The sequence below is a fragment of the Vibrio sp. PID17_43 genome (genome assembly GCF_002608565.1).
Classification (GTDB): domain Bacteria; phylum Pseudomonadota; class Gammaproteobacteria; order Enterobacterales; family Vibrionaceae; genus Vibrio.
Genome location: NZ_LIXM01000024.1, coordinates 1 through 22,522, shown reverse-complemented (window position 1 = coordinate 22,522; position 22,522 = coordinate 1). Strand labels below are relative to the sequence as shown.

Annotated in this window: 16 protein-coding genes and 2 pseudogenes; 12 read left to right on the top strand and 6 right to left on the bottom strand. The window is 46.1% G+C overall.

Annotated elements, in window-relative coordinates; genetic code table 11:
* Positions 1–90: 90 nt before the first annotated feature.
* The 5 genes from AK965_RS16320 to AK965_RS16300 all read left to right on the top strand — a co-directional run bounded on the left by AK965_RS16320 (position 91) and on the right by AK965_RS16300 (position 5,025).
* Positions 91–705, top strand: a complete 615-nt coding sequence (locus tag AK965_RS16320) for a YfgM family protein (protein ID WP_099080608.1) — start codon at positions 91–93, stop codon at positions 703–705.
* 12 nt (positions 706–717) lie between these two features.
* The gene (gene bamB / locus AK965_RS16315) at positions 718–1,878 is read left to right on the top strand and encodes an outer membrane protein assembly factor BamB (protein WP_099080607.1); all 1,161 of its coding nucleotides are present in this window, start codon (positions 718–720) and stop codon (positions 1,876–1,878) included.
* 181 nt (positions 1,879–2,059) lie between these two features.
* On the top strand, positions 2,060–3,556 hold the full coding sequence (der, locus tag AK965_RS16310; protein WP_099080606.1) for a ribosome biogenesis GTPase Der: 1,497 nt from the start codon (positions 2,060–2,062) through the stop codon (positions 3,554–3,556).
* A gap of 81 nt (positions 3,557–3,637) precedes the next feature.
* On the top strand, positions 3,638–4,507 hold the full coding sequence (locus AK965_RS16305) for a metal-dependent hydrolase (RefSeq protein WP_099080652.1): 870 nt from the start codon (positions 3,638–3,640) through the stop codon (positions 4,505–4,507).
* A 296-nt stretch (positions 4,508–4,803) separates the two neighbouring features.
* On the top strand, positions 4,804–5,025 hold the full coding sequence (locus tag AK965_RS16300; protein WP_099080605.1) for a zinc ribbon domain-containing protein: 222 nt from the start codon (positions 4,804–4,806) through the stop codon (positions 5,023–5,025).
* A 9-nt stretch (positions 5,026–5,034) separates the two neighbouring features.
* Here AK965_RS16300 and xseA read toward each other — a convergent pair whose 3' ends face one another.
* Complete coding sequence (gene xseA / locus AK965_RS16295) at positions 5,035–6,366, bottom strand: exodeoxyribonuclease VII large subunit (RefSeq protein ID WP_099080604.1); 1,332 nt, start codon at positions 6,364–6,366, stop codon at positions 5,035–5,037.
* Between the two features lie 232 nt (positions 6,367–6,598).
* Here xseA and guaB point away from each other — a divergent pair, with 232 nt between their 5' ends.
* Together guaB and guaA are read left to right on the top strand one after the other, a co-directional pair.
* Positions 6,599–8,062, top strand: coding sequence for an IMP dehydrogenase (guaB, locus tag AK965_RS16290; protein WP_099080603.1), 1,464 nt, complete (start codon positions 6,599–6,601; stop codon positions 8,060–8,062).
* A gap of 224 nt (positions 8,063–8,286) precedes the next feature.
* Positions 8,287–9,840, top strand: a complete 1,554-nt coding sequence (gene guaA / locus AK965_RS16285) for a glutamine-hydrolyzing GMP synthase (RefSeq protein ID WP_099080602.1) — start codon at positions 8,287–8,289, stop codon at positions 9,838–9,840.
* Positions 9,841–10,359: 519 nt separating this feature from the next.
* Here the strand turns inward: guaA and AK965_RS16275 are convergent.
* Both AK965_RS16275 and AK965_RS16270 read right to left on the bottom strand, forming a co-directional pair.
* Positions 10,360–11,907 (bottom strand): sodium:alanine symporter family protein, encoded by a 1,548-nt coding sequence (locus tag AK965_RS16275; protein WP_099080601.1) that lies wholly within the window; start codon positions 11,905–11,907, stop codon positions 10,360–10,362.
* A gap of 304 nt (positions 11,908–12,211) precedes the next feature.
* On the bottom strand, positions 12,212–13,468 hold the full coding sequence (locus tag AK965_RS16270) for a D-amino acid dehydrogenase (RefSeq protein ID WP_099080600.1): 1,257 nt from the start codon (positions 13,466–13,468) through the stop codon (positions 12,212–12,214).
* A gap of 106 nt (positions 13,469–13,574) precedes the next feature.
* On the opposite strand from AK965_RS16270, the gene AK965_RS16265 reads away from it, so the two are divergent.
* Positions 13,575–14,474 carry a LysR substrate-binding domain-containing protein gene (locus AK965_RS16265; RefSeq protein WP_099080599.1) on the top strand — a complete coding sequence of 300 codons (900 nt, stop codon included), beginning with the start codon at positions 13,575–13,577 and terminating at the stop codon, positions 14,472–14,474.
* A gap of 57 nt (positions 14,475–14,531) precedes the next feature.
* On the opposite strand, the pseudogene AK965_RS16260 reads toward AK965_RS16265, so the two are convergent.
* Positions 14,532–14,845, bottom strand: a pseudogene (locus tag AK965_RS16260) (amidohydrolase family protein); the annotation flags it as partial.
* 234 nt (positions 14,846–15,079) lie between these two features.
* Between AK965_RS16260 and AK965_RS16255 the strand changes: the two are divergent.
* From AK965_RS16255 to AK965_RS16245, 3 genes are all read left to right on the top strand, one after another.
* Positions 15,080–16,348: an O-acetylhomoserine aminocarboxypropyltransferase/cysteine synthase family protein gene (locus AK965_RS16255; protein WP_099080598.1), complete on the top strand. Its 1,269-nt coding sequence runs from the start codon at positions 15,080–15,082 to the stop codon at positions 16,346–16,348.
* Positions 16,349–16,541: 193 nt separating this feature from the next.
* The gene (locus AK965_RS16250) at positions 16,542–17,870 is read left to right on the top strand and encodes an aspartate aminotransferase family protein (RefSeq protein WP_099080597.1); all 1,329 of its coding nucleotides are present in this window, start codon (positions 16,542–16,544) and stop codon (positions 17,868–17,870) included.
* Entirely contained in the window at positions 17,864–18,709 is an 846-nt protein-coding gene (locus tag AK965_RS16245) for a 3-keto-5-aminohexanoate cleavage protein (protein ID WP_099080596.1), read from the top strand. The genes AK965_RS16250 and AK965_RS16245 overlap by 7 nt, the downstream gene beginning before the upstream one ends.
* 41 nt (positions 18,710–18,750) lie before the next feature.
* Here the strand turns inward: AK965_RS16245 and AK965_RS16240 are convergent, their stop codons facing one another.
* Together AK965_RS16240 and AK965_RS16235 are read right to left on the bottom strand one after the other, a co-directional pair.
* A complete protein-coding gene (locus AK965_RS16240; RefSeq protein WP_099080595.1) occupies positions 18,751–20,118 on the bottom strand; it encodes a Na+/H+ antiporter NhaC family protein in 1,368 nt (455 codons plus the stop codon).
* A 176-nt stretch (positions 20,119–20,294) separates the two neighbouring features.
* Positions 20,295–20,894 (bottom strand): DedA family protein, encoded by a 600-nt coding sequence (locus AK965_RS16235; protein ID WP_099080594.1) that lies wholly within the window; start codon positions 20,892–20,894, stop codon positions 20,295–20,297.
* A 345-nt stretch (positions 20,895–21,239) separates the two neighbouring features.
* On the opposite strand from AK965_RS16235, the pseudogene AK965_RS16230 reads away from it, so the two are divergent.
* Positions 21,240–22,324: pseudogene (locus tag AK965_RS16230) on the top strand (IS3 family transposase).
* The last annotated feature ends 198 nt before the right edge of the window (positions 22,325–22,522 follow it).

The following is a 22,522-nucleotide window of genomic DNA, read 5'->3' as shown; positions in this document are numbered from 1 at the left end:
AATGATAAGGCTCCCAAGATAGGAGCCTTTCGACGAAATAGAAACAATGGCAGCCCTTGCTGCCATTTACATGTTTTAAGAGGACAGGAAGTGGAACTTTACGATACTGAAGAGCAACAAGTTGAAGCCATTAAAGACTGGTGGAAGGAAAACGGCAAAGCCGTCATCATCGGTGCAGTTGTTGGTTTAGGTGGTCTATTTGGTTGGCGTTACTACCAAGATTCTGTAGTTCAGGCGAGTGAAGCCGCTTCTCAAAGCTACACGACAGCGATGAATGCGCTACAAGCAAAGGGCACTGATGCTCAAACTGACATTCAAGCTTTCATCGACTCAAATAAAGTGAAAGAGTACTCAGTGCTGGCAGCCCTTCAATTGGCTAAAGTGCAAGTGGATGCAAACGAACTTTCTGCAGCACTAGAGCAATTGAAGTGGGCACAAAGCAATACTAAAGATGCAGCGCTATCCCCACTTATCAGCTACCGTATCGCGCGCATTGAAGCTGAGATGGGTAACTTTGACGCCGCAAACGCTGAATTGGGCAAAGTGACTGACGCAGCATGGACGGGTCGTATTGCAGAGCTTCGTGGTGACATCGTGCTTCGTCAAGGTGACAAAGAGGCGGCTTACACCGCGTACACAGAAGCTCAACAAGCCGCTGATGCAAGCCCAACGCTACAAATGAAATTGGATGACTTGGCCAAATAAGGACCGTATTGGATGAAGAGAGTCTTTAAGAAAGCCTTGTTAGGGGCGTTAACAGTGGGAATCCTAGCTGGTTGTGCTAGTGAAGAAGATACCATTGTTATGGCTCCATTACCTCAGGTTGACAGCCAGTTCACGCCAAACAGTGAATGGAGCACTTCGATTGGTGATGGCGTTGGTCATTACTTTTCAAAGCTGTCACCTGTGTTCGATAATGGCACTCTGTTTGTTGCCAGCCGTGATGGTCTAGTGAAAGCTCTGGATCCAAAAAATGGTAAACAGAAGTGGCAAATCGACTTAGAAGAAGATGTGATGGCCCGTCTTTCTGGTGGGATCACTGCGGCTTACGAACACCTGTACATCGGCTCTGAAAATGGTGAAGTGATTGCACTTGACCAAGAAACCGGAGAGGTGATTTGGCGTATTGAAGTTGGTGGTGAGGTACTAGCGAAGCCTGTAGCAGACTCAGGCTTGATCATCGTAAATACGAGTCGAGGCACATTGGTTGCTTTGGATGAGAGTACGGGTGAACAGCGCTGGGCTCTAAGTACAGAGGTACCAAACCTAACTTTGCGTGGTGATAGTACACCAACGGCGATTGGTGGTGGGGTATTCTGGGGAACGGCAAACGGTCGATTAGCGGCAGCAATCGTTGAGCGCGGTCAATTAATTTGGCAACAACCCGTTGGCACACCAAAAGGTGCAACCGAGATTGATCGTCTAGTTGACGTAGACGCTTCACCTATCGTACTTGGTGGCACTCTTTTCACTATAGGCTACAACGGTCAGCTCATCGCGATTGATTTGCGTTCGGCGAATCCAATTTGGAAGCGCAACTACTCATCAGCAAATGATATGGCGACGGATGGCAGTCGTGTGTTCGTGATCACTGAAAAAGATCATGTGGTGGCGGTAGACGCACGTAGTGGTACTGAGCTATGGGAAAACAGCAAGTTGGAACATCGCCAATTGACTGCGCCGGTACTCGTAGATAACTATCTGGTTGTTGGTGACACATTAGGTTACTTACACTGGATGGATCGTTCAACGGGCGAGTTCGTTGCTCAACAGTATGTGGATGACAGTGGTTTTGCTGTTGGTCCAACCTTGTTGTCCGATGGTTATGTGATTACAACTCGCAACGGCGATGTAAAGAAACTGACCATTAACGAATAATATCGTGATATAATTCACATTCGGCTCCTGGCTGGTAACAGTTAGGAGCCGTTTTGTTGTTTGGAATTTTTATTTATTAACAGTTAACCCTGACGTGGTTATAGGTAAAAAGCTGGTTTGATTTGGCATTAGACTAGTCGTTACCTATAACTACAGAAGAAAGATTATTGTAGAGGTTATTATGGTACCTGTTGTTGCTCTTGTAGGGCGTCCTAACGTAGGTAAGTCTACGCTATTTAACCGACTGACTCGTACTCGTGACGCGTTGGTTGCGGACTTCCCAGGCCTAACGCGAGACCGTAAGTATGGCCAAGCGCGCCTTGACGAAGAACATGAGTTCATCGTGATTGATACCGGTGGTATTGATGGCACGGAAGAAGGTGTAGAGACCAAAATGGCACAGCAGTCATTGGCTGCAATTGATGAAGCTGACGTTGTGCTATTCCTTGTTGATGGCCGTGCAGGTCTAACACCAGCAGATGAGGCTATCGCTTCGCACCTGCGTAAAATTGAAAAACCAGCCATGCTGGTTGTTAACAAAATTGACGGTATCGATGCAGATGCTGCATGCGCTGATTTCTGGCAACTTGGTGTGGATGACATGTACCAAATCGCCGCAGCACACGGTCGTGGTGTTACCGCACTTCTAGAACGTGCGCTTGCGCCATTCTTTGATGATCTGCTAGCAAGTGAAGCGCAAGATGGTGAGATTGAAGATCTGACCGAGTTTGAAGACGCTGACTTTGAACCTGAAGAGATCACCGAAGAAGAAGCGGAAGCGGAACTACAACGTCTGCAAGATCAGCCGATTAAGTTGGCGATCATTGGTCGTCCGAACGTTGGTAAATCAACGCTGACTAACCGTATTCTGGGTGAAGAGCGTGTTGTGGTATACGACATGCCTGGAACGACTCGTGACTCGATCTACATTCCTATGGAACGTGATGGTCGTGAATACGTTCTCATTGATACGGCTGGTGTACGCCGTCGTGGTCGTATCAATGAAACGGTTGAGAAGTTCTCTGTGGTGAAAACATTGAAAGCAGTAGAAGACGCTAACGTGGTTCTGCTGGTGATTGATGCACGAGAAAATATCTCAGATCAAGACTTGAGCTTACTGGGCTTTGCACTTAATGCCGGTCGCTCGATCGTCTTAGCAGTCAATAAATGGGATGGTCTGGATAACGATGTTAAAGAGAGAGTGAAAAAAGAACTCGATCGTCGTTTAGGTTTTGTCGACTTCGCTCGTATTCACTTTATCTCAGCGCTACACGGTACTGGCGTTGGCCACTTGTTTGAATCTATCCAAGAAGCATACAAGTCAGCAACGACGCGTGTCGGTACTTCTGTGTTGACCCGTATTATGAAGATGGCGACAGATGATCACCAACCACCAATGGTTCGTGGCCGCCGCATCAAGCTGAAATACGCGCACGCGGGTGGTTACAACCCACCTATCGTGGTGATTCACGGTAACATGGTTCGTGAGTTGCCAGATTCGTACAAACGTTACTTGATGAACTACTTCCGCAAGTCTCTGGAGATTATGGGTACGCCAATTCGCATTAATTTCCAGAACAGTGAGAACCCATTCGAGAACCAGGGAAATAAGCTGACCTTGTCTCAAGAGCGTAAGCGCAAACGTATGATGTCTATGGTTAAAAACCGTAATAAATAATCGACATGATCTTTTTGAATACCCAAGTTTCGGCTTGGGTATTTTTTTATATGAAGCTTTTTATTAGAAGTAATGGCAAACATGAGAATCACAGCAACGAAAACACGTTTCTGTCATCAAACATGGCAGTTGGAAGCACAAATACAGCTCGTTCAACATAACACTGAAGCCACGTATCTGGTAACAGATATGACACCGTTTCACCCTGTCAGTCACATTTGGCCTGATCATCCAGCCGATAAAGGGCGTTTGAAAGCCAGTGGAGCAACGTTTGAAGTTATCGACTGCCAAGTGGGTGCGATAGAACTTTCGACTGGAGAACTATATGTTGGAACGGCAATCCCTGTAAAACGCGATGCAGAGGGTTGGGTATTTGTTGTTGTGCATGTATTGTCACCCACCGAAGCTATTAAGGTTGGAGAGTCAATCTTATTAGAAGTAGACAAAGAATATCAGCTGTCACTTAGCCGCGGTCATAGTGCTGGTCACCTTGCATTCCTTGCGCTCAACAAAGTGCTTTCAGAAGGGTATTGGCGTAAAGATGCCGATCGCAAAGACGCACATGGGAACTACGATTTTAACAGCTATGCTCAAGAAACCAGTTTTGTCACACCGGATAAGTGCCTGGATACCTATCGTTTAGGTAAAACACTCCGTAAAAGAGGCTTAAATAGCGCAGATATGCTGTCAGATCTCAAAAGCATCGAGCAACAGGTGAATGTTCTGCTAGGTGATTGGCTGAAACGAGACGTTGTGATCACCATGGACTGCCATGGAGAACACCTAACTGATTCACGTTACTGGATGTGTGATTTAGGGGAAGGGAAAATAGCCGTGATCCCTTGTGGTGGCACGCATGCCAGCCATTTGAGTGAGTTTGGATCTATCCAGGTACAGCTACTGGAAATCGATGCTCAAATAGTTGAAATGCACACCAATGTTACTCGTTAGCGTTATTAATCGATCCTTTTATTAAATTCCAAATTATTGTTGTTATCATGCATTTCTTGGTGTTTATGTCTACTTAAAATTGAAATGCAGAATATGTAACTTATGCTTTCGGTGTGTGCTCATATAAATATTCTTTTTAGGGGTGATCGCTGATCAAAAGGTTAATATCAGAAGATCAGAGTATGATCTTTAGGTTTGTTGATGATTTACTGAGTATTGAGTGTGATCGGGATCAAGGCCATTGAAGCTAAAGTCATCAATACTAAAAGTCGTTGAATAGAAGGACGGAGAAAAGCATGCAGGCAAATATCTGCCCAAATTGTGACGTAGAATTGGAATGGATAGGACAATACCACTGCAACAAGTGTGAGTCAGATTATAAGAAGGTTGGGTTTTGCCCAGATTGCGATGCTGAGTTAGAGAAACTGCAGGCTTGCGGTGCGGCGAACTACTTCTGCAATAGTTGTAATGAACTCAAATCGAAATCTCGTGTTCGATTTGAGTTTCAGAAAATTTAGGGCAAAGCGCTAGTTTACGGTGGAGCGAAGTTCACCATTAGCCAAACGGGTGACCAGTATGTCGCCCGTTTTTGCATCTGAGGCTTGAGTAATCACCTGACCTTGTTCGGTTTGAGTGATCGAATAACCACGTTTTAGTGTTGCTAGTGGGCTGACGGTATCAAGTTTTTCCGCCGCAATAGCCAGTTTATGGCGCATGGTCAGCAGTTTACGATCCATCGCGTCCATGAGCTTTTGCTCCACTCGGTCAAGTTTGGATTTTTGCTCAGCAAGGCGCTTAATAGGAGAGTTCAGTTGTAGGCGATACTGTTTACGTTCTACCGCTTGCTGATGAGAAGCAATAAATCGCTGCATTGCACGCTGCAATCGCATATCCAACTCATCAAGTTGTTGCGTCTGACGCTGCAATTGGTAGCTTGGATGCTGGCGCTCTAAACGATGCATTAATTGCGTTGATTGCTGTTTTTGCTGAGCTAAGTAATAACGTATCGCACTCGTGAGCTTATGCTGGCGAGTCACCAAAGCTTGATCTTTGTGGCTGTTGTCGCGGCTTACCAACTCCGCAGCAGCTGATGGGGTTGGCGCGCGCATATCAGCAACAAAATCTGCGATCGTCACATCCACTTCGTGTCCCACCGCACTGATGATCGGGATCTGGCTTGCAGCAATGGTTCGAGCAAGGATCTCGTTGTTAAAACACCATAGATCTTCTAACGAACCGCCACCACGACCAACAATCAGCACATCACATTCTTCACGGCTATTGGCACGACCAATTGCTTGAGCAATTTGAATTGCGGCTTCTTCACCTTGAACCATGGTTGGGTAAATGACAACAGGTAGGGAAGGGTCACGGCGTTTCAACACGTCCAAGATATCATATAGTGCGGCACCTGTTTTCGAGGTGATCACACCGACACGTTTTGGGTGCTCTGGTAATGGTTGTTTATTGGTTTGCGCAAACAAACCTTCCGCCGCCAATTTCATCTTAAGCGCTTCGAACTCTTGTTGCAGGCGACCATCACCTTCTGGCTGCATGCTTTCGATGATCAATTGATAGTCACCCCGCGGCTCATACAGAGACAGGCGCGCTTTGACTAGAACTTGATTGCCATTGGCAGGTTTGAAAGTGACGCGACGATTGTTACCACGGAACATGGCACATTTAACTTGAGCGCGAGAATCTTTAAGAGTGAGGTACCAGTGACCAGAGACGGGAGCTGAGAAGTTAGATATCTCTCCGACAAGCCAGACGATCCCCATTTCGTTTTCGAGCAGCAGACGCACTTCGGCATTGAGACGAGAAACCGTGAAGATGTTTTGATTGGTCTGGGAGTGCACAGCTAATTCCGTAGACGTGAATATGGAAATTAGCGGCAATATAATACATAGCAAGGGGGTAAATGCAAGAAAAAAATTAAAAAATTTGTGGCCAAGCGATTGCGTTGGACGTATAATCCCTTCGCAATATCTAATCCAAATGTAGCCAACTACCTAAAATGGGTTACCCTCATTATGCGAAACGATGAGATTGGATTGTTCTTTTTACTCCTCTACTTGTGAGATATTGCAAATGCTAAGAATTGCCAAAGAAGCGCTGACATTCGATGACGTACTACTCGTGCCAGCTCACTCCACCGTTCTCCCAAACACAGCTGATCTTCGCACTCAGTTGACTAAGAACATCACCCTAAACATCCCAATGATTTCAGCGTCTATGGACACTGTTACTGAAGCTCGTCTAGCTATTGCGCTAGCGCAAGAGGGTGGCATTGGCTTTATCCACAAAAACATGTCTATTGAGCATCAAGCTGCTGAAGTTCGTAAAGTTAAGAAGTTTGAAGCTGGTGTGGTTACTGATCCAGTAACGGTTAATCCAGATGCAACGATTGCAGATGTGGTTGCACTGACTGACAAGCATGGCTTTGCTGGCTTCCCTGTTGTTACAGAGAGCAACGAGCTTGTAGGGATTATCACGGGTCGTGATGTTCGCTTTGTTACTGACCTTTCAAAGAAAGTTTCTTCAGTAATGACGCCAAAAGAAAGCCTAGCAGCAGTTAAAGAAGGGGCAACTCGTGAAGAAGTGCAAGAGAAAATGCATGAAGCACGTGTTGAGAAAGTACTGGTAGTGAACGATGAGTTCCAACTAACCGGTATGATCACTGCAAAAGATTTCCACAAAGCTGAGCGTAAACCAAACGCTTGTAAAGATGGTCGTGGCCGCCTACGTGTTGGCGCAGCTGTTGGTGCAGGCGCTGGTAACGAAGAGCGTGTTGCTGCATTGGTTGAAGCGGGCGTTGATGTTCTGCTTATTGATTCTTCACACGGTCACTCGGAAGGCGTGCTAAATCGTATTCGCGAAACGCGCACTGCATACCCAGAACTCGATATCATCGGCGGCAACGTAGCAACAGGTGCAGGTGCTCTAGCACTGATTGAAGCTGGTGTAAGCGCAGTAAAAGTGGGTATCGGCCCTGGTTCTATCTGTACAACTCGTATCGTTACGGGTGTTGGTGTTCCTCAAGTAACGGCAATCGCAGACGCTGCTGAAGTGGCAAATCAATATGGTATTCCCGTTATTGCTGACGGTGGTATCCGTTTCTCTGGTGACATCTGTAAAGCTATCGTTGCTGGCGCATCTTGTGTGATGGTTGGTTCAATGTTCGCGGGTACAGAAGAAGCTCCGGGTGAAGTGATTCTTTACAACGGTCGTTCTTACAAGTCTTACCGTGGTATGGGTTCTCTTGGCGCGATGTCTCAAGGTTCATCTGACCGCTACTTCCAGTCTGACAATGCAGCAGACAAGCTAGTACCTGAAGGTATTGAAGGTCGTATCGCATACAAAGGTCGCCTAAAAGAAATTGTACATCAGCAGATGGGGGGGCTACGTTCAAGCATGGGTCTGACTGGCTCAGCAACGATTGAAGACATGCGTACTAAAGCCGAATTCGTTCGTATCTCTGGAGCGGGCATGGCGGAGTCGCACGTACATGACGTTCAAATCACTAAGGAAGCGCCAAACTACCGTCGAGGTTAATCTTTTACTGGGTATTTCGCTTAACAGCAGCATCGAAAGTGCTTATTAACGGTGATAAACCTCGCGCTTTATCCGTTCATTTGGCAATGGCCCCTAAGCGAAATACTGTCGTAAAAATAAAACTTATACATTTGACGTAAACGTTTGCTTTTTCCTTGAAGCATTAATAAGAGGCGAGTAAACTCGCCTCCGTTTTAATAACCTAGCTTATAAGACTGCCCAAAATGACTAAAAATATTCATGACCAACGTATTCTGATCTTAGACTTCGGTTCTCAGTACACTCAGCTAGTAGCGCGCCGTGTACGTGAAATCGGTGTTTACTGTGAACTGTGGAGTTGGGATGTTGAAGAAGCGGATATTCGTGAATTCAATCCAGACGGTATCATCCTATCTGGTGGCCCAGAAAGCGTAACGGAAGAGAACTCTCCACGCGCTCCTCAATACGTATTTGACTCTGGTGTGCCAGTTCTAGGTGTATGTTACGGCATGCAAACTATGGCTGAACAGCTAGGTGGTCGAGTAGCGGGTTCTACCGAGCGTGAATTCGGCTACGCACAAGTTAAAGTTTCTGGTGAATCTGCAATCTTCAAAGATCTTGAAGCAACGCAAGATGTATGGATGAGCCACGGCGACAAAGTGGTAGAAATTCCCGCTGACTTCATCAAAGTGGGTGAAACAGACACTTGTCCTTACGCAGCAATGGCCAACGAAGAGAAGAAATACTACGGCGTTCAGTTCCACCCAGAAGTAACGCACACCAAAGGCGGTCTACAAATGCTAGAGAACTTTGTTCTTGGCGTGTGTGGCTGTGAGCGTCTTTGGACGTCGGAATCTATCATCGAAGATGCAGTCGCTCGCATTAAAGAGCAAGTAGGTGACGACGAAGTTATCCTAGGCTTGTCTGGTGGTGTTGATTCATCGGTAGTAGCAATGTTGGTTCACCGTGCAATCGGCGACAAACTGACGTGTGTATTCGTAGATAACGGCCTGCTTCGTCTAAACGAAGGCAAGCAAGTAATGGACATGTTTGGCGATAAATTCGGCCTAAACATCATCAAAGTTGACGCGGAAGAGCGTTTCCTAAACGCACTGGAAGGCAAGTCTGATCCAGAAGAGAAGCGTAAGACAATCGGTCACGTATTCGTAGACGTATTCGATGAAGAGTCTAAGAAACTGAAAAACGCGAAATGGCTAGCTCAAGGTACGATTTACCCAGACGTAATCGAATCGGCGGCTTCTAAGACTGGTAAAGCGCACGTGATTAAATCTCACCATAACGTTGGCGGTTTGCCAGATGATATGGAAATGGGGCTAGTTGAGCCACTACGTGAGTTGTTTAAAGACGAAGTTCGTAAGATCGGCCTAGAACTAGGTTTACCTTACAACATGCTTTACCGCCACCCATTCCCAGGTCCAGGCCTTGGTGTTCGCGTTCTTGGTGAAGTGAAGAAAGAGTACTGTGATTTGCTACGTCGCGCAGACGCTATCTTTATTGAAGAGCTTCACGCTGCGGATCTTTACAACAAAGTATCACAAGCATTTACCGTGTTCTTACCAGTACGCTCAGTAGGTGTTATGGGTGATGGTCGTAAATATGATTGGGTTGTATCACTGCGTGCGGTAGAAACGATCGACTTTATGACGGCGCATTGGGCACACCTGCCATACGACTTCCTAGGTAAGGTTTCTAACCGTATCATCAACGAAGTAGACGGTATTTCTCGTGTGGTTTACGACATTTCAGGTAAGCCGCCAGCGACGATCGAGTGGGAATAATTTCCTGATAGATCAACCAATTCGAAACCAGCCTTCGGGCTGGTTTTTTTTTGTGCTCTGTGATAGGGGATTAAGTGTACATATCATGCAAGCAAGTTTTGAGTCGACATAACATATTTGATGTGAATGGATGTGTAATAGTATTTATTTATAAAATTTGCGTCGCAGAATGAATGTACTTCACTCGGTGTTTTTCTTCATGATCCGCTATGTGTCTAGTTATTCCTTGTGGATTGTATTGTTAAATACGGAGAGAAGGTATCTTCTGTGGCGTAAGTGCAATCTACTTTGCAATGGCGCAAGTTTTAAATAACGAATTTGGTCGCGTGGTTCTACCCGTTGGTGAAAAACGCATTAAGCCAATCGTTGCTGCTGAGCAAGCCGCCGCGTCATTAATCTAGCATTCAATACAAAAGAAAAGGGTTAGCGATTTGCTAACCCTTTTAAACTCCGCTTTCCGGACCACTGTTTTTTCTTATTTACCCGCCCACTCATTGGGGGAGGATGTAAGCTGAAGCATTAGGTAGATGGTTGTTCTACCGTTTCTGTTATATCGCTCGTTGCGGTTGGCGCTTTGCCTGTCCTACGTTTGTACTTCTCTTCCCAGTAATCGGCACCCTTAATGCCGAGTGCGACAGGGTTGAAAGTGTACTCTGTCACACCGCGTTTTTGTTGCTCTTCGTAATCTGCCAATGCTTTTAGCGCAGGCTTCGACATAAAGAAGATGATCAAGATGCCGATGATGTTCAACCATGCCATTAAGCCTACACCTACATCACCCATTGCCCAAGCAAGGTTTGCCGTCTTAACGGTACCGTAGAATACGGCCGTGATAAGAGTGATCTTCAGGAAGAACATCAGACCGTTCACTTTGAACGTACGACGGATGTACGCAATGTTCGTTTCTGCAATGTAGTAGTACGCCAGAATCGTAGTGAAAGCGAAGAAGAATAGGGCAATCGCGATGAATGGCTTACCAACGCCTGGTAGGGCGCTTTCAATCGCCATCTGCGTAAATACAGGACCATTCGCACCGATATCCGCTGGAAGGTTTTGTACCAGAAACGCACCTTCTACCGCGCCCTGTACGTTGTATGCGCCAGTGATAAGAATCATGAATGCCGTCGCTGAACATACTAGCAGTGTATCAATGTAGATAGAGAATGACTGCACGAGACCTTGTTGAGCGGGGTGATCAACATTTGCAGCCGCTGCTGCATGAGGGCCAGTACCTTGGCCTGCTTCGTTTGAGTAAACTCCTCGTTTCACACCCCAACCGATAGCAGCACCAATACCCGCCATTGGAGTAAACGCATCACCCAGAATCATAGCGAAGATTCGTGGCACCTCACTGATGTTGAGAAGAATGATAATAAACGCTGTGATGATGTAAGCCAGCGCCATGAAAGGAACGACAACTTGTGTAAAGTTTGCAATTCGTTTTACGCCACCAAAGATGATGAAGGCAAGAATGACACAAACAAACGTACCAGTGAAAATTTTAGCGAAACTGAAGGTACCAATAGCGGTTTCAATCATGTCACCTGAGCCGAAAGCGGCTTCTACTGCATTACCAATACTGTTCGACTGAACACCTGGAAGTAGAACACCACATGCAAAGATGGTTGCGATCGCGAAGATCCACGCGTACCACTTCTGACCCATCGCTTTCTCGATGTAGTAAGCCGGGCCGCCACGGAACTCGCCTTCATCTTCTTCTTTATAGATTTGTGCCAGTGTCGATTCAGCGTATGCGGTTGCAGCGCCAAAGAAGGCAACGACCCACATCCAGAATACTGCACCTGGACCACCAAAACCGATAGCCGCAGCAACACCAGCGATATTACCTGTACCTACACGGCCAGATAGTGAGACAGCAAGTGCCTGAAATGATGAAATCCCTTTTTCTGAGCTTTTGCCTGAAAGCAGTAAGCGCCACATTTCGAAGAAGTGACGAATTTGCACAAAACGTGTCATGATCGAGTAGAACAAACCAGCGCCAAGACACAGATAGATCAGTACCGGGCTCCAGATAATTCCATTCAGAAAATCAACTAATGACTGCATGAGTATTTTCCCTGTTTGTTGTGTTTGTGGTTGTTTTGCGCACGCAACAATACCCTTTCTGTAAATCAAATGTTAATTTTTTTGACTGGGGATTCTTGGTAGCGTGATGGTGGACACAGAATGGAAAAGTATCATTAAAATCGGGTTATTGGTACGTATTTGAGAGTTTTCTAATTGATATGGCCGACTGTTGACTGAATATTCAGAGCTTCATGATGAAGGAGTATAGTGGCAATTGAAAGTTGTATGTTTGGCTTACAATGAAACTGATGGAGTAATAAACTTTATTCTAAGCATTGAGCGTTTAGGCATAGCGGCTCAAATTCAATTCTGCATGATTCGCTATCTTGGCTTTCGACCCAATCATGATGTCGGCAAGTATCTGGCCCGAACCACAAGCCATGGTCCATCCTAAGGTGCCATGCCCAGTGTTAGTGAATAAATTGCAGTATGGCGTTGAGCCAATGATAGGTGTCCCATCTGGCGTCATTGGACGAAAACCGGTCCAAAACTCTGCTTGGGTGAAATCACCACTTTGCGGGAATAGGTCTCGAATGACCATCTCAATGGTGTTCTTTCTCTTCTGTGGCAAGGATGGATCAAAGCCGGCAAGTTCGGCGGTTCCAGCGACGCGAATGCGATCATCAAAACGCGTCATCGCGACTTTGTAGGTTTCATCCATCACGGTAGAGCGAGGTGAAAATTGCGGGCTTTCAATCGGCACCGTTAAGGAATAGCCCTTTACTGGGTAGACAGGGATATGAATATCAAGCTGCTTGAGAAGAGCGGTTGAATAGCTACCTGAAGCGAGAACAAATTGGTCAGCTTTAAACAAACCACGGTTTGTTTGGACACCCATGATCTTTTTGCCTACAGTAACCCAATTACTTACTTCGGTATTGAACTCAAACCTTACCCCGTGAGCTTTTGCGAGCGCTGTCAGCTGCTGGCAGAACAGGAAGCAGTCACCCGTTTCGTCGTTTGGTAGAGACAATCCGCCAACCAGTTTTTCTTTCACCAACGCTAAGCCCGGCTCTTGTTGGATGCACTCTTCGACATTCATCAATTGAAAGTGAGTACCACTTTGTTCAAGTAATTTAAGGTCTTTGTCTATGCCGTCGAGTTGTTGCTGAGAGCGAAAAACTTGCAGAGTCCCGAGCTGACGACCTTGATATTCGATAGCGTGCTCGCGACGCAGTTGCTCCAAACAAACGCGGCTATGATTGGCGATCGATAACATACGCGCTTTGTTGGTTTGATAACGAGACAGGGTGCAGTTGGACACCATTTGAGTTGCCCAACGAATAAGCTCAGGACTTAGCGATGGCTTAATTTTTAGTGGCGCGTGCTCTTCCGTTAGCCACTTGATCGCTTTGAGTGGAATACCCGGCGCAGCCCAAGGCGAGGAGTAACCGTAAGATATTTGCCCGGCGTTGGCGAAACTGGTTTCCATCGCGCTATCAGGTTGGCGGTCGATCACGGTGACTTGATAGCCGACTTGAGTTAAATACCAAGCCGAAGTCAAACCGATAACACCACTACCCAATACGATGACTTCCATTGATATGCTCCACACATTTTCGATGTGGCGCAGTTTGTCTTCTTTACCTTTTATTAACAATCGATATAAATTACAGCCAGCGTTTAGAAAAACTATAGGCTAAAAGATGAAAAGCAGTGTTGTAAGCGGATTATGGCTGTTTAGCCAAGTGGCGGAACATAGCAGTTTTACCCGTGCAGCCAAGGCATTGCACTTAACCACTGGTGCGATAAGCCAACAAATCATTCAGTTAGAAGAGTTGCTTGGTTTTACTTTGTTTGAACGCCACTCACGTGGTATTACGCTAACAATAAAGGGAGGGCTGCTATTTCAAACGGCACAATTTCACTTTTCTGAACTGAAGAATACGTTGGAAGAGTTGCAAACTGAAACGCTCAACAACGAAATTCGTCTTAAGTTGACGCCATCCTTCGCCTTTAAATGGCTCGTGCCGAGGCTGGAAAGCTTCCACCTTGAAAACCCCGATTTGCAGATACAAATCTTTGCGGAAGGGGCGCTCGTGAACAGTGCTCAGAAAGACTACGATGTGGCGATAGATTACGGTCTTCATCCATACCGAGATAAGAGTGCGGAGTTGATCCTCGACGAACAGCTTCTGCCTGTTATGAGCCCCAAATACCTTGAAGATCATGGCTGGCTAAATGCGTCAAAAGTGAAGGTGGAACGGTGGCAGGAAATCACGCTCTTACATGATGCTATGCCGTGGGATAAAGCGGCGCGAGATTATGAATGGCTGTATTGGGCATCCGTGATGGGACTGGATATTAAAACCGACGTAGGGCACTTTTTTAATCGAACCGATATGGCGATGTCGGCGGCTGAGGCAGGGGTTGGGATCGCCATGGCACGAATGGCGCTGGTGGAAGATGAGCTAGAAACTGGCCGTTTAGTTTCGCCTTTTAAACCTATCGAAGCTAACGCTGGTTACTATCTGATCATCAACACAGAAAGTGAGTCTACGGAACGTTTTAGACGCTGGTTAGTGCAGCAAATCGTACCTAAATAAAAACCGCCTCAGCTGAGACGGTTTTGGGCAGAGATGAGTTTAGCGCTGATAAACGGTTTCACGCACCGCTTTGGTTAGTGAGATAAAGTCTGTGCGAGGGTGTCCAAGCACATAATCGGCGTGCCAATCTCCCCAATAGAATGTGTGTATTGGGAACAGTGAAGGAAAGATACCGAGTTCAGCGAAACGATCGATTTGATCTTGGCAAATAGTTTGGCCTGAATTAAGACAGGGCGCCGGTCTCTTTTACCGAGTCTCTCATTCGCTTTTTCTACGGCATCAATAAATTGTCCAATCGCAGCATCGCCATTTGAATGGGTGAGCACTTGCCAGTCATTTTTGAATGCGGCCTCTACGTATTGATATGCTCTATTAAGGGGTTGATAACTCTTAATTTAGCTCATATTGGCAAGTTATCATCTACATTGGTGAAAAGTTTCAGTTAACGCTGGGTGAAAATCTCGCTTTTAGTACTCAAAATCGGATTACCCCCCTATGTTCTCTTTTTGAACCCAAACGGACTGTGACCGGTAGCAATTTTCTTTGCTGAAAAAATCGGCAATATAAAGGATAACCATTCACTTAAGTTTGTTCAGGGAAGACACATGAAAGACGAAACACTCTCAATTCATTTTGGTTACGAAACGGATCCCACGACGAAATCTGTCGCCACCCCAATTTATCAGACGGTTGCTTATGAGTTTGATAATGCTCAGCATGGTGCTGATCTTTTTAACTTGGAAGTGCCAGGTAATATCTACACTCGTATCATGAACCCGACCAATGATGTATTGGAAAAGCGCATGGCAGCGTTAGAAGGCGGTATAGCGGGTTTGGTCGTGAGTGCGGGCAGTGCTGCGATTAACTATGCGATTTTAACGTTAGCTCAAGTAGGCGACAACATTGTGTCTACCCCTCAGTTGTACGGTGGTACCTACACTTTATTTGCTCATATGTTGCCAAACCAAGGCATTGAAGTGCGTTTCGCGAAGGACGATAAGCCGGAGAGCTTGGCTGAGCTTATCGATGAGAATACCAAAGCGGTATACTGCGAAAGTATCGGTAATCCAGCAGGAAATATTATCGATTTAGAGCGTGTAGCGGAACTTGCACATGCGCAAGGTGTCCCTGTGATAGTTGATAATACCGTGGCGACGCCAGTGTTGTGTAAACCGATCGAGTTTGGTGCAGATATCGTCGTTCATTCGCTGACTAAGTATGTCGGTGGTCATGGCACCACATTGGGGGGCATCATCATTGATTCGGGCAAGTTCCCATGGTCAGAGCATAAAACTCGCTTCCCGGTATTTAACCAACCTGAGCCTTCATACCACGGTGTGATCTATGCCGAAGCATTTGGTGACGCGGCGTTTATTGGTCGCGCGAGAACGGTACCACTACGCAATACTGGTTCAGCATTATCGCCAATGAATGCATTTATGTTGATGCAAGGGCTAGAAACCCTATCACTCCGTATGGAGCGTCACACAGAAAACGCACTAAAAGTTGCCCAGTATTTGAGCCAGCATGAAAAAGTAAGTTGGGTGAGCTATGCTGGTTTACCTACCTCTGAGCATTACCCTCTCGCAGAAAAATACATGCAAGGCAAACCCTCGGCGATTCTCTCGTTTGGCTTGAAAGATGGCTATGAAGCAGGCGTGCGTTTTTATGATGCACTGAAGATCTTTAAGCGCTTAGTCAATATTGGAGATGCGAAGTCGTTGGCTTGCCATCCTGCCTCCACGACTCATCGTCAGTTAAATGAAGCCGAACAGAAACAAGCAGGGGTCTCACCAGAGATGATTCGCTTGTCGGTAGGGATCGAGCATATCGACGATATTTTAGCCGACTTAGAACAGGCGCTGAGCGCTTAATATCAAAGACAAATTCGCTTTTGGTCACCCATAGGCTAATTGCAATTGCGTCTGTATGGTCTTGACTTACTTTGTTTATTGCTTTTTGGGTTGCCATGTTCCAAATGCGTTTGATGATTTGCTGATCATATCTTATGAAAAACTACCGTCTTCCTGACTATGCTTACAAAATAGTCAGGAGGGAGGAGTGCGCATGTCGTATGTGTTTCATCGTCATTGCCACGCACAGTTGCCAATCATCGATCGTGGGGAAGGCGTTTACCTGTTTGATAAGCAAGGAAGAGCCTATTTGGATGCTTGCGGTGGAGCCGCGGTATCAAACCTTGGTCACAGTCATCAGGCGGTTAAGCAAGCGATGTTGGCTCAAATTGAGCGTGTGCCTTTTGCTCATACGGGATTTTTTACCTGTGAGAATAGTGAGCGACTGGCCGAACTGATATGCAGGCGAATGTCAGACCAATTCAATCATGTTTATTTGGTCAGTGGGGGCTCAGAAGCGGTGGAATCCGCGTTGAAGATGGCACGTCAGTACTTTGTCGAGCGAGGTCTGTCAGAAAAAAGCCAGTTTATTGCACGCCAGCAAAGTTACCACGGCAATACCCTAGGTGCCTTGGCGGTGAGTGGCAATAAATGGCGGCGTGAACCATTCAAAAACATCTTACAACCGAGCCACCACATTGCACCTTGTTATGCTTATCGTCATCAACAAAGTAGTGAATCGGAATGGGAATATTCACTGCGCGCAGCCAATGAGTTAGAAGCGAAAATCTTAGAGCTAGGCGCTGAGAATGTAATGGCATTTGTTGTAGAGCCGATCGTAGGAGCGACAGCTGGGGCAGTGCCGGCTACTCAAGGCTATTTCCGACGTATTCGAGAAATTTGCGACAAATACGATGTGCTACTGATCATGGATGAAGTGATGTGCGGCGTCGGGCGAAGCGGGCATTTTTTTGCTTTTGAACAAGAGGAAGCGGAACCTGATTTAGTTTGCATGGCGAAAGGGTTGGGGGCGGGCTATCAACCGATAGGCGCAGTCGTTGCGAATGACAAGGTGTACCAAGCGATAGAATCGGGAAGTGGCTTCTTTCAACATGGTCACACATTTATGGCTCACCCGGTTGCTTGTGCCGCGGCCGTTGCGACCATCGAAACCATTGAGCAGCAAGCGTTGCTTCAGGCCGTGCGTCAACAAGGTGCGAGGTTACGTCAAGAGCTTGAATACGCATTAACGGGTTTGCCGTTCGTCGGTGACATTCGCGGTAAAGGATTATTTATTGGCATTGAGCTGGTGGCGGACAAAGAGAGCAAAGCACCGCTGAAGGTATCAACATTGGCAGACAAAAAACTGAAACAGCAGGCGATGGAAAACGGCTTAATGTGTTACCCCATGGCAGGCACGATTGATGGCGTGAACGGGCATCATGTTTTGCTTGCTCCTCCTTTTATCATCCAACCTAATCACATTGATGAGTTAGTCACAAAGCTTGCTCGCACCCTTAAGGAGGTTTCGAGAGAATGGTAATGGAGCGCAAATTCGATCGAGAGCGTATCGCGATAATTGTCGCCCCGAATGGCGCTAGGAAAACCAAGCAAGACCATCCCCACTTGCCAATGACCATTGAAGAAATGGTGACAGAGGCACTCGAATGCCTATCCGCAGGGGCTGCCATGATCCATTTGCATGCTAGGGATTCTAAGGGGAATCACACTCTTGAAATTGAAGATAACCTCAACATATATCACACAGTAAAAAAGTCGGTAGGAGATAAGATGCTGGTGCAACTTACTACTGAAGCGGTGGGGATGTATACGGCACAACAGCAAATGGCACTCATTAAGGTTGTAAAGCCAGAGGCGGCATCTTTTGCTTTGCGGGAGCTTATCCCCGAAACAGACAGCGAATCACAAGGCGCTGAGTTCTTTCATTGGGTGGCAGAGCAAGGAATATTGAGCCAAATCATTCTTTATGATCAGGCCGATATCGAGCGTTTCTTCCTACTGCGTGAAAAAGGTGTACTACCCAAATACCATCAACATGGACTCGTTGTATTGGGTCGATATCACAAAGCGCAGCAGTCCTCGCCTTGGGATTTACGATCGTTAAAGTTGGAACGCTTTGTTGAAGAGAAAATACGTTGCGCGGTGTGTGCGTTTGGCGCAAAAGAGCAGGATTGCTTAACCAGTGCGATGCTGCTTGGCTTGGATGTCAGAATTGGATTTGAGAACAATCATTTAAGTGCAAATGGTGAGGTAGCAAAGAACAATGCTGCTCAAGTGCAGAGACTGAGGACGATCAGTGAAATGCTCAATATTCCGTTGTGTGATGCGAGCGCGCTTTGGGAAGCGATTGAAGCGCCCTAAACGAAGAAAGGCTCCAATCGGAGCCTTTTAAATTTCAGCAATTAATTTTCTATTTGCGGTGCTGGTTGACGTGCTGGGTGCTTGATAAACACCGCCACAATCGCTGCAATCGCAAGCGCAAAACAGTAGTAAGAGTTTGCGACGACTTCAAGCGGAGATAGGTTAAATACTGAGCCTAGCAGTAGCACCTGTGCGCCGTAAGGCAAAACACCTTGAATGACACATGAGAAAATATCCAACAAGCTTGCAGAGCGACGTGGTGATACGTTGTTCTCTTCTGCCAGTTGGCGAGCCACACTGCCAGAAACAATGATGGCGACCGTGTTGTTTGCCGTACAGGTGTTTACCATCGACACGAGACCTGCAATGCCCAGTTCACTTGCGCGGCCGTTTGCTTCTTTAGAGTGACTTGAGCCAAATGAGCGGATAATGCTGCTTACCAAGTTCGTTAGGAAGGCGAGACCACCTTGACGACGCATTAGCTCACTCAAACCACCAATCAGCATTGATAGTAAAAAGATCTCCTGCATGCTACCAAAGCCTGAATAAATATCTTGAGCAAAGTTGGTTAGGCCATAGTTATCAATAGAAGACAAACTTACGCCGCCGGCAAGAACGATACCAATTGTCAGAACCACAAATACGTTCATCCCCGATACCGCTAGGATAAGAATCGTTATGTACGGCAGTACTTTTAGCCACTCAATAGGACCCGTTTCTGGTACTTGAGTTGCTGTACTGTTGAAAGCGAAGATCACTAGTGCACCTAATGCAGCAGGTAAAGCAATGCGGATGTTCTCTTTAAATTTATCCTTCATTTGACAGCCTTGTGAACGCGTAGCCGCGATCGTCGTATCAGAGATGATGGAGAGGTTATCACCAAACATCGCCCCACTCAGAACCACGCCTGCGGTTAAAGGAAGACTCATGCCTGCAGATTGTGCGATGCCTAGCGCAACAGGTGCTACCGCCGCAATTGTACCCATTGAAGTACCCATGGCCGTCGCAATGAATGCCGAAATCAGGAATATACCCGGCAAGATCATGCTGGTTGGTATTGCAGATAGGCCAAGGTTTACGGTTGCATCCACACCGCCAGAGGCTTTTGCCACTGCGGCAAAAGCGCCAGCAAGCAGGTAGATCATACACATGGCGATGATGTCTTGATTACCTACGCCACGCATAAAATGTTCGATTGAGCGATTGAGTTTGTCTTTGCTTAACAGGATGGCAAGGACGATAGCAGGTAAGGCTGCTATTGGGGCCGGTAACTGATAAAACGCGAAGTCAACCCCTTGCAAAGACAGGTAAGTGCCTACCCCGATAAATAGCGCGAGGAAGACGACTAAAGGTAGAAGTGCAACTGCCGATGGTGCAATTGCTTTATTCGTATTTTTGGAACCAGACATGGAACGACAACATAATCAATAATAAAGGCAAGCAGACTAATCGGACACTAGCTACTTGTCAATGTATAGACGTCTAAATGGCTAGGTGTTTTTGGTCGGCAAAATCAGTTCAACGGCCCACTAAAACATTTTATTTGAGTCAGGGGCTGTCATTATTGTTGTTATGTTAAAGCGGGTTAAGATTTTTTACGCTTTAATACAGCAATAAGCATCAGTAAGAACAGAAGTGCTGCAATTACCCAAACGACATATCGGTGCTCTGCATAAAAATGTGTGATCAGACCCAAGTGCTCAAATGCCACATTAATGAGTAAACTGAACGCGGCAACCCAAATGGTGCTAGCAAGCGCATTACCGAGTAAGAACTCTTTACGGGACATTTTGGCTATACCACAAGCGAGCGGCATAAACTGCTTCATCCCCTCGATAAATCGGCTCACCACCAAGCATATGGGACCGTAATGTATGATTGCGGATTGAAGCTTTTGCATTTTTGGCCCTGAGATATAGCCTTTTTTATCTAACCAACCTTCGAAATAATAACCGATCAGGTAACCACAGGTATTCCCCAAAAAGCAACTGAGCCAAGAGATTGTCATCACCAGACTTAGGTTCATGGCGTGCTCTGAAGAGAGAATAGAAGCCGCAATCATTAATGATTGACCAGGCATTGGAATGCCAATCCCCTCAAGAAAGATACTGACGATAAGTGCGAGGTAACCGTACTGCTCTAGCACCGGTTTCATCGAGAGAAGCAGGTCGTTAATATGTTCCAAAAGCTTTCCCCAGTTAAAGATGGAGCGAAATTGGAGTGATACTCCTGTTATTTTTGAGGGTCAATCCTTGCAGTTTAGCTAAGGAAAAACCTAGCACTACCTTGATAAATGTGGTGATAAAGTATTCAAAGGAAAGAATAGCTGTTGGTTTTGACTCAAGCCAGCGGCGTTCTTGTAATTCTTTCGACTACAGGTTAACAGAGCCGTCATTTGCAATTCCGGTAATGGTACGAGAACTAAACTTATGATGGTTATCGAGCGTTATGAAGCTGAGGAAAAGGGCTTGGACTGCCACCGATCTCCTAGACAAATTTCGCCTATTCTTTTTGCATAGGAGAATTACTTATGAGTGGACAAAGATATCCCCCAGAATTTAAAGATGGAGCAGTAAAATTGGTGTTAGAACGCGGCTATTCTGCTGCAGATGTATCTAATCGTTTAGGCGTATCGCAACACAGCATTTATAAATGGATCAAAGCAGCTCAACCACTATCTCGTCCTAAAGATGAAAATGAATTATTAGAAGCGAAGAAAGAAATACTCCGGCTTAAGGGGCTTTTAAAGCAGACAGAAGAAGAGCGAGATATTTTAAAAAAGGCCGCCAGATACTTTGCAAGCCTGCCAGAGTAAAGTATCAGTTTATTCTAGCGCACTCTGAGATGTTTAAAATCATGACGATGTGTCGTGTGTTGCGGCTAGCAAGAGCAGGCTATTATGCATGGCTACATGAGCCAGAATCACAAAGTGCTATTGAAGATCGGCGACTACTCGAGTTGATCCGTAGCTCTTACGATGCCAGTTACGGAATATACGGCTATCGGAGAATTACTCTAGACCTTAAATAACTCGGCGAATGTCGTGGGCCTAATCTGGTACTTAAGATTATGAAAAATAACGGTATAAAAGCGATGCATGGCTATAAGAAACACCGAAATTATGGTTATGGTCGTCCCTCAATCATTATGCCCAATCATTTAAACCGACAGTTTGAGGTCAGTGCTCCTGATAAATCATGGGTGACCTATATCACCTACATTCGCACTTGGCAAGGCTGGCTTTATCTAGCCGTCGTCATCGATCTCTACTCACGAAAAGTTATCGGTTGGTCGATGAAGTCAACATTAGCTAAAGACATCGTTCTTGATGCCCTTCTTATGGCGGTATGGCGACGTAGGCCCGAGGGAAACGTCATCATACATTCAGATCAAGGCTCACAATACAGCAGCGGATACTGGCAAAAATTTTGCCAGAAGCACCATTTAATTCCGAGTATGAGTCGCCGAGGAAATTGCTGGGATAATGCTGCTGCAGAATCGTTTTTTAGTAGCCTGAAGAAGGAAAAAATTAAGAAACGAATCTACAAAACACGAGAAATGGCCCGTGCTGATGTGTTTGACTACATCGAATTATTCTACAATCGAACTAGGTGACATACTCACCTCGGAGGAATCAGCCCAGAGGCGTTTGAATCAGCCTCAAAATGAGGCTGAAAACTGTCAAGGATATTGGGGGCAGTCCAGTTCTCTTTTCAACATCGTCGACAATTCTCGACCATGAAGACTCGCCTTGACTCCTTCCATCGATTTCCAACCTGAAGCTTGGCCTGTTTTTTAGTTCACCCAACGATG

Excerpts from the sequence above, each read along its gene's own strand:
- bamB (WP_099080607.1), top strand. The coding sequence starts at position 718 with ATGAAGAGAGTCTTTAAGAAAGCCTTGTTAGGGGCGTTAACAGTGGGA.
- AK965_RS16250 (WP_099080597.1), top strand. The coding sequence starts at position 16,542 with ATGTCGTATGTGTTTCATCGTCATTGCCACGCACAGTTGCCAATCATC.
- AK965_RS16305 (WP_099080652.1), top strand. The coding sequence starts at position 3,638 with ATGAGAATCACAGCAACGAAAACACGTTTCTGTCATCAAACATGGCAG.
- AK965_RS16245 (WP_099080596.1), top strand. The coding sequence starts at position 17,864 with ATGGTAATGGAGCGCAAATTCGATCGAGAGCGTATCGCGATAATTGTC.
- AK965_RS16265 (WP_099080599.1), top strand. The coding sequence starts at position 13,575 with ATGAAAAGCAGTGTTGTAAGCGGATTATGGCTGTTTAGCCAAGTGGCG.
- AK965_RS16255 (WP_099080598.1), top strand. The coding sequence starts at position 15,080 with ATGAAAGACGAAACACTCTCAATTCATTTTGGTTACGAAACGGATCCC.
- AK965_RS16300 (WP_099080605.1), top strand. The coding sequence starts at position 4,804 with ATGCAGGCAAATATCTGCCCAAATTGTGACGTAGAATTGGAATGGATA.
- der (WP_099080606.1), top strand. The coding sequence starts at position 2,060 with ATGGTACCTGTTGTTGCTCTTGTAGGGCGTCCTAACGTAGGTAAGTCT.
- guaB (WP_099080603.1), top strand. The coding sequence starts at position 6,599 with ATGCTAAGAATTGCCAAAGAAGCGCTGACATTCGATGACGTACTACTC.
- AK965_RS16270 (WP_099080600.1), bottom strand. The coding sequence starts at position 13,468 with ATGGAAGTCATCGTATTGGGTAGTGGTGTTATCGGTTTGACTTCGGCT.
- AK965_RS16240 (WP_099080595.1), bottom strand. The coding sequence starts at position 20,118 with ATGTCTGGTTCCAAAAATACGAATAAAGCAATTGCACCATCGGCAGTT.
- AK965_RS16275 (WP_099080601.1), bottom strand. The coding sequence starts at position 11,907 with ATGCAGTCATTAGTTGATTTTCTGAATGGAATTATCTGGAGCCCGGTA.
- guaA (WP_099080602.1), top strand. The coding sequence starts at position 8,287 with ATGACTAAAAATATTCATGACCAACGTATTCTGATCTTAGACTTCGGT.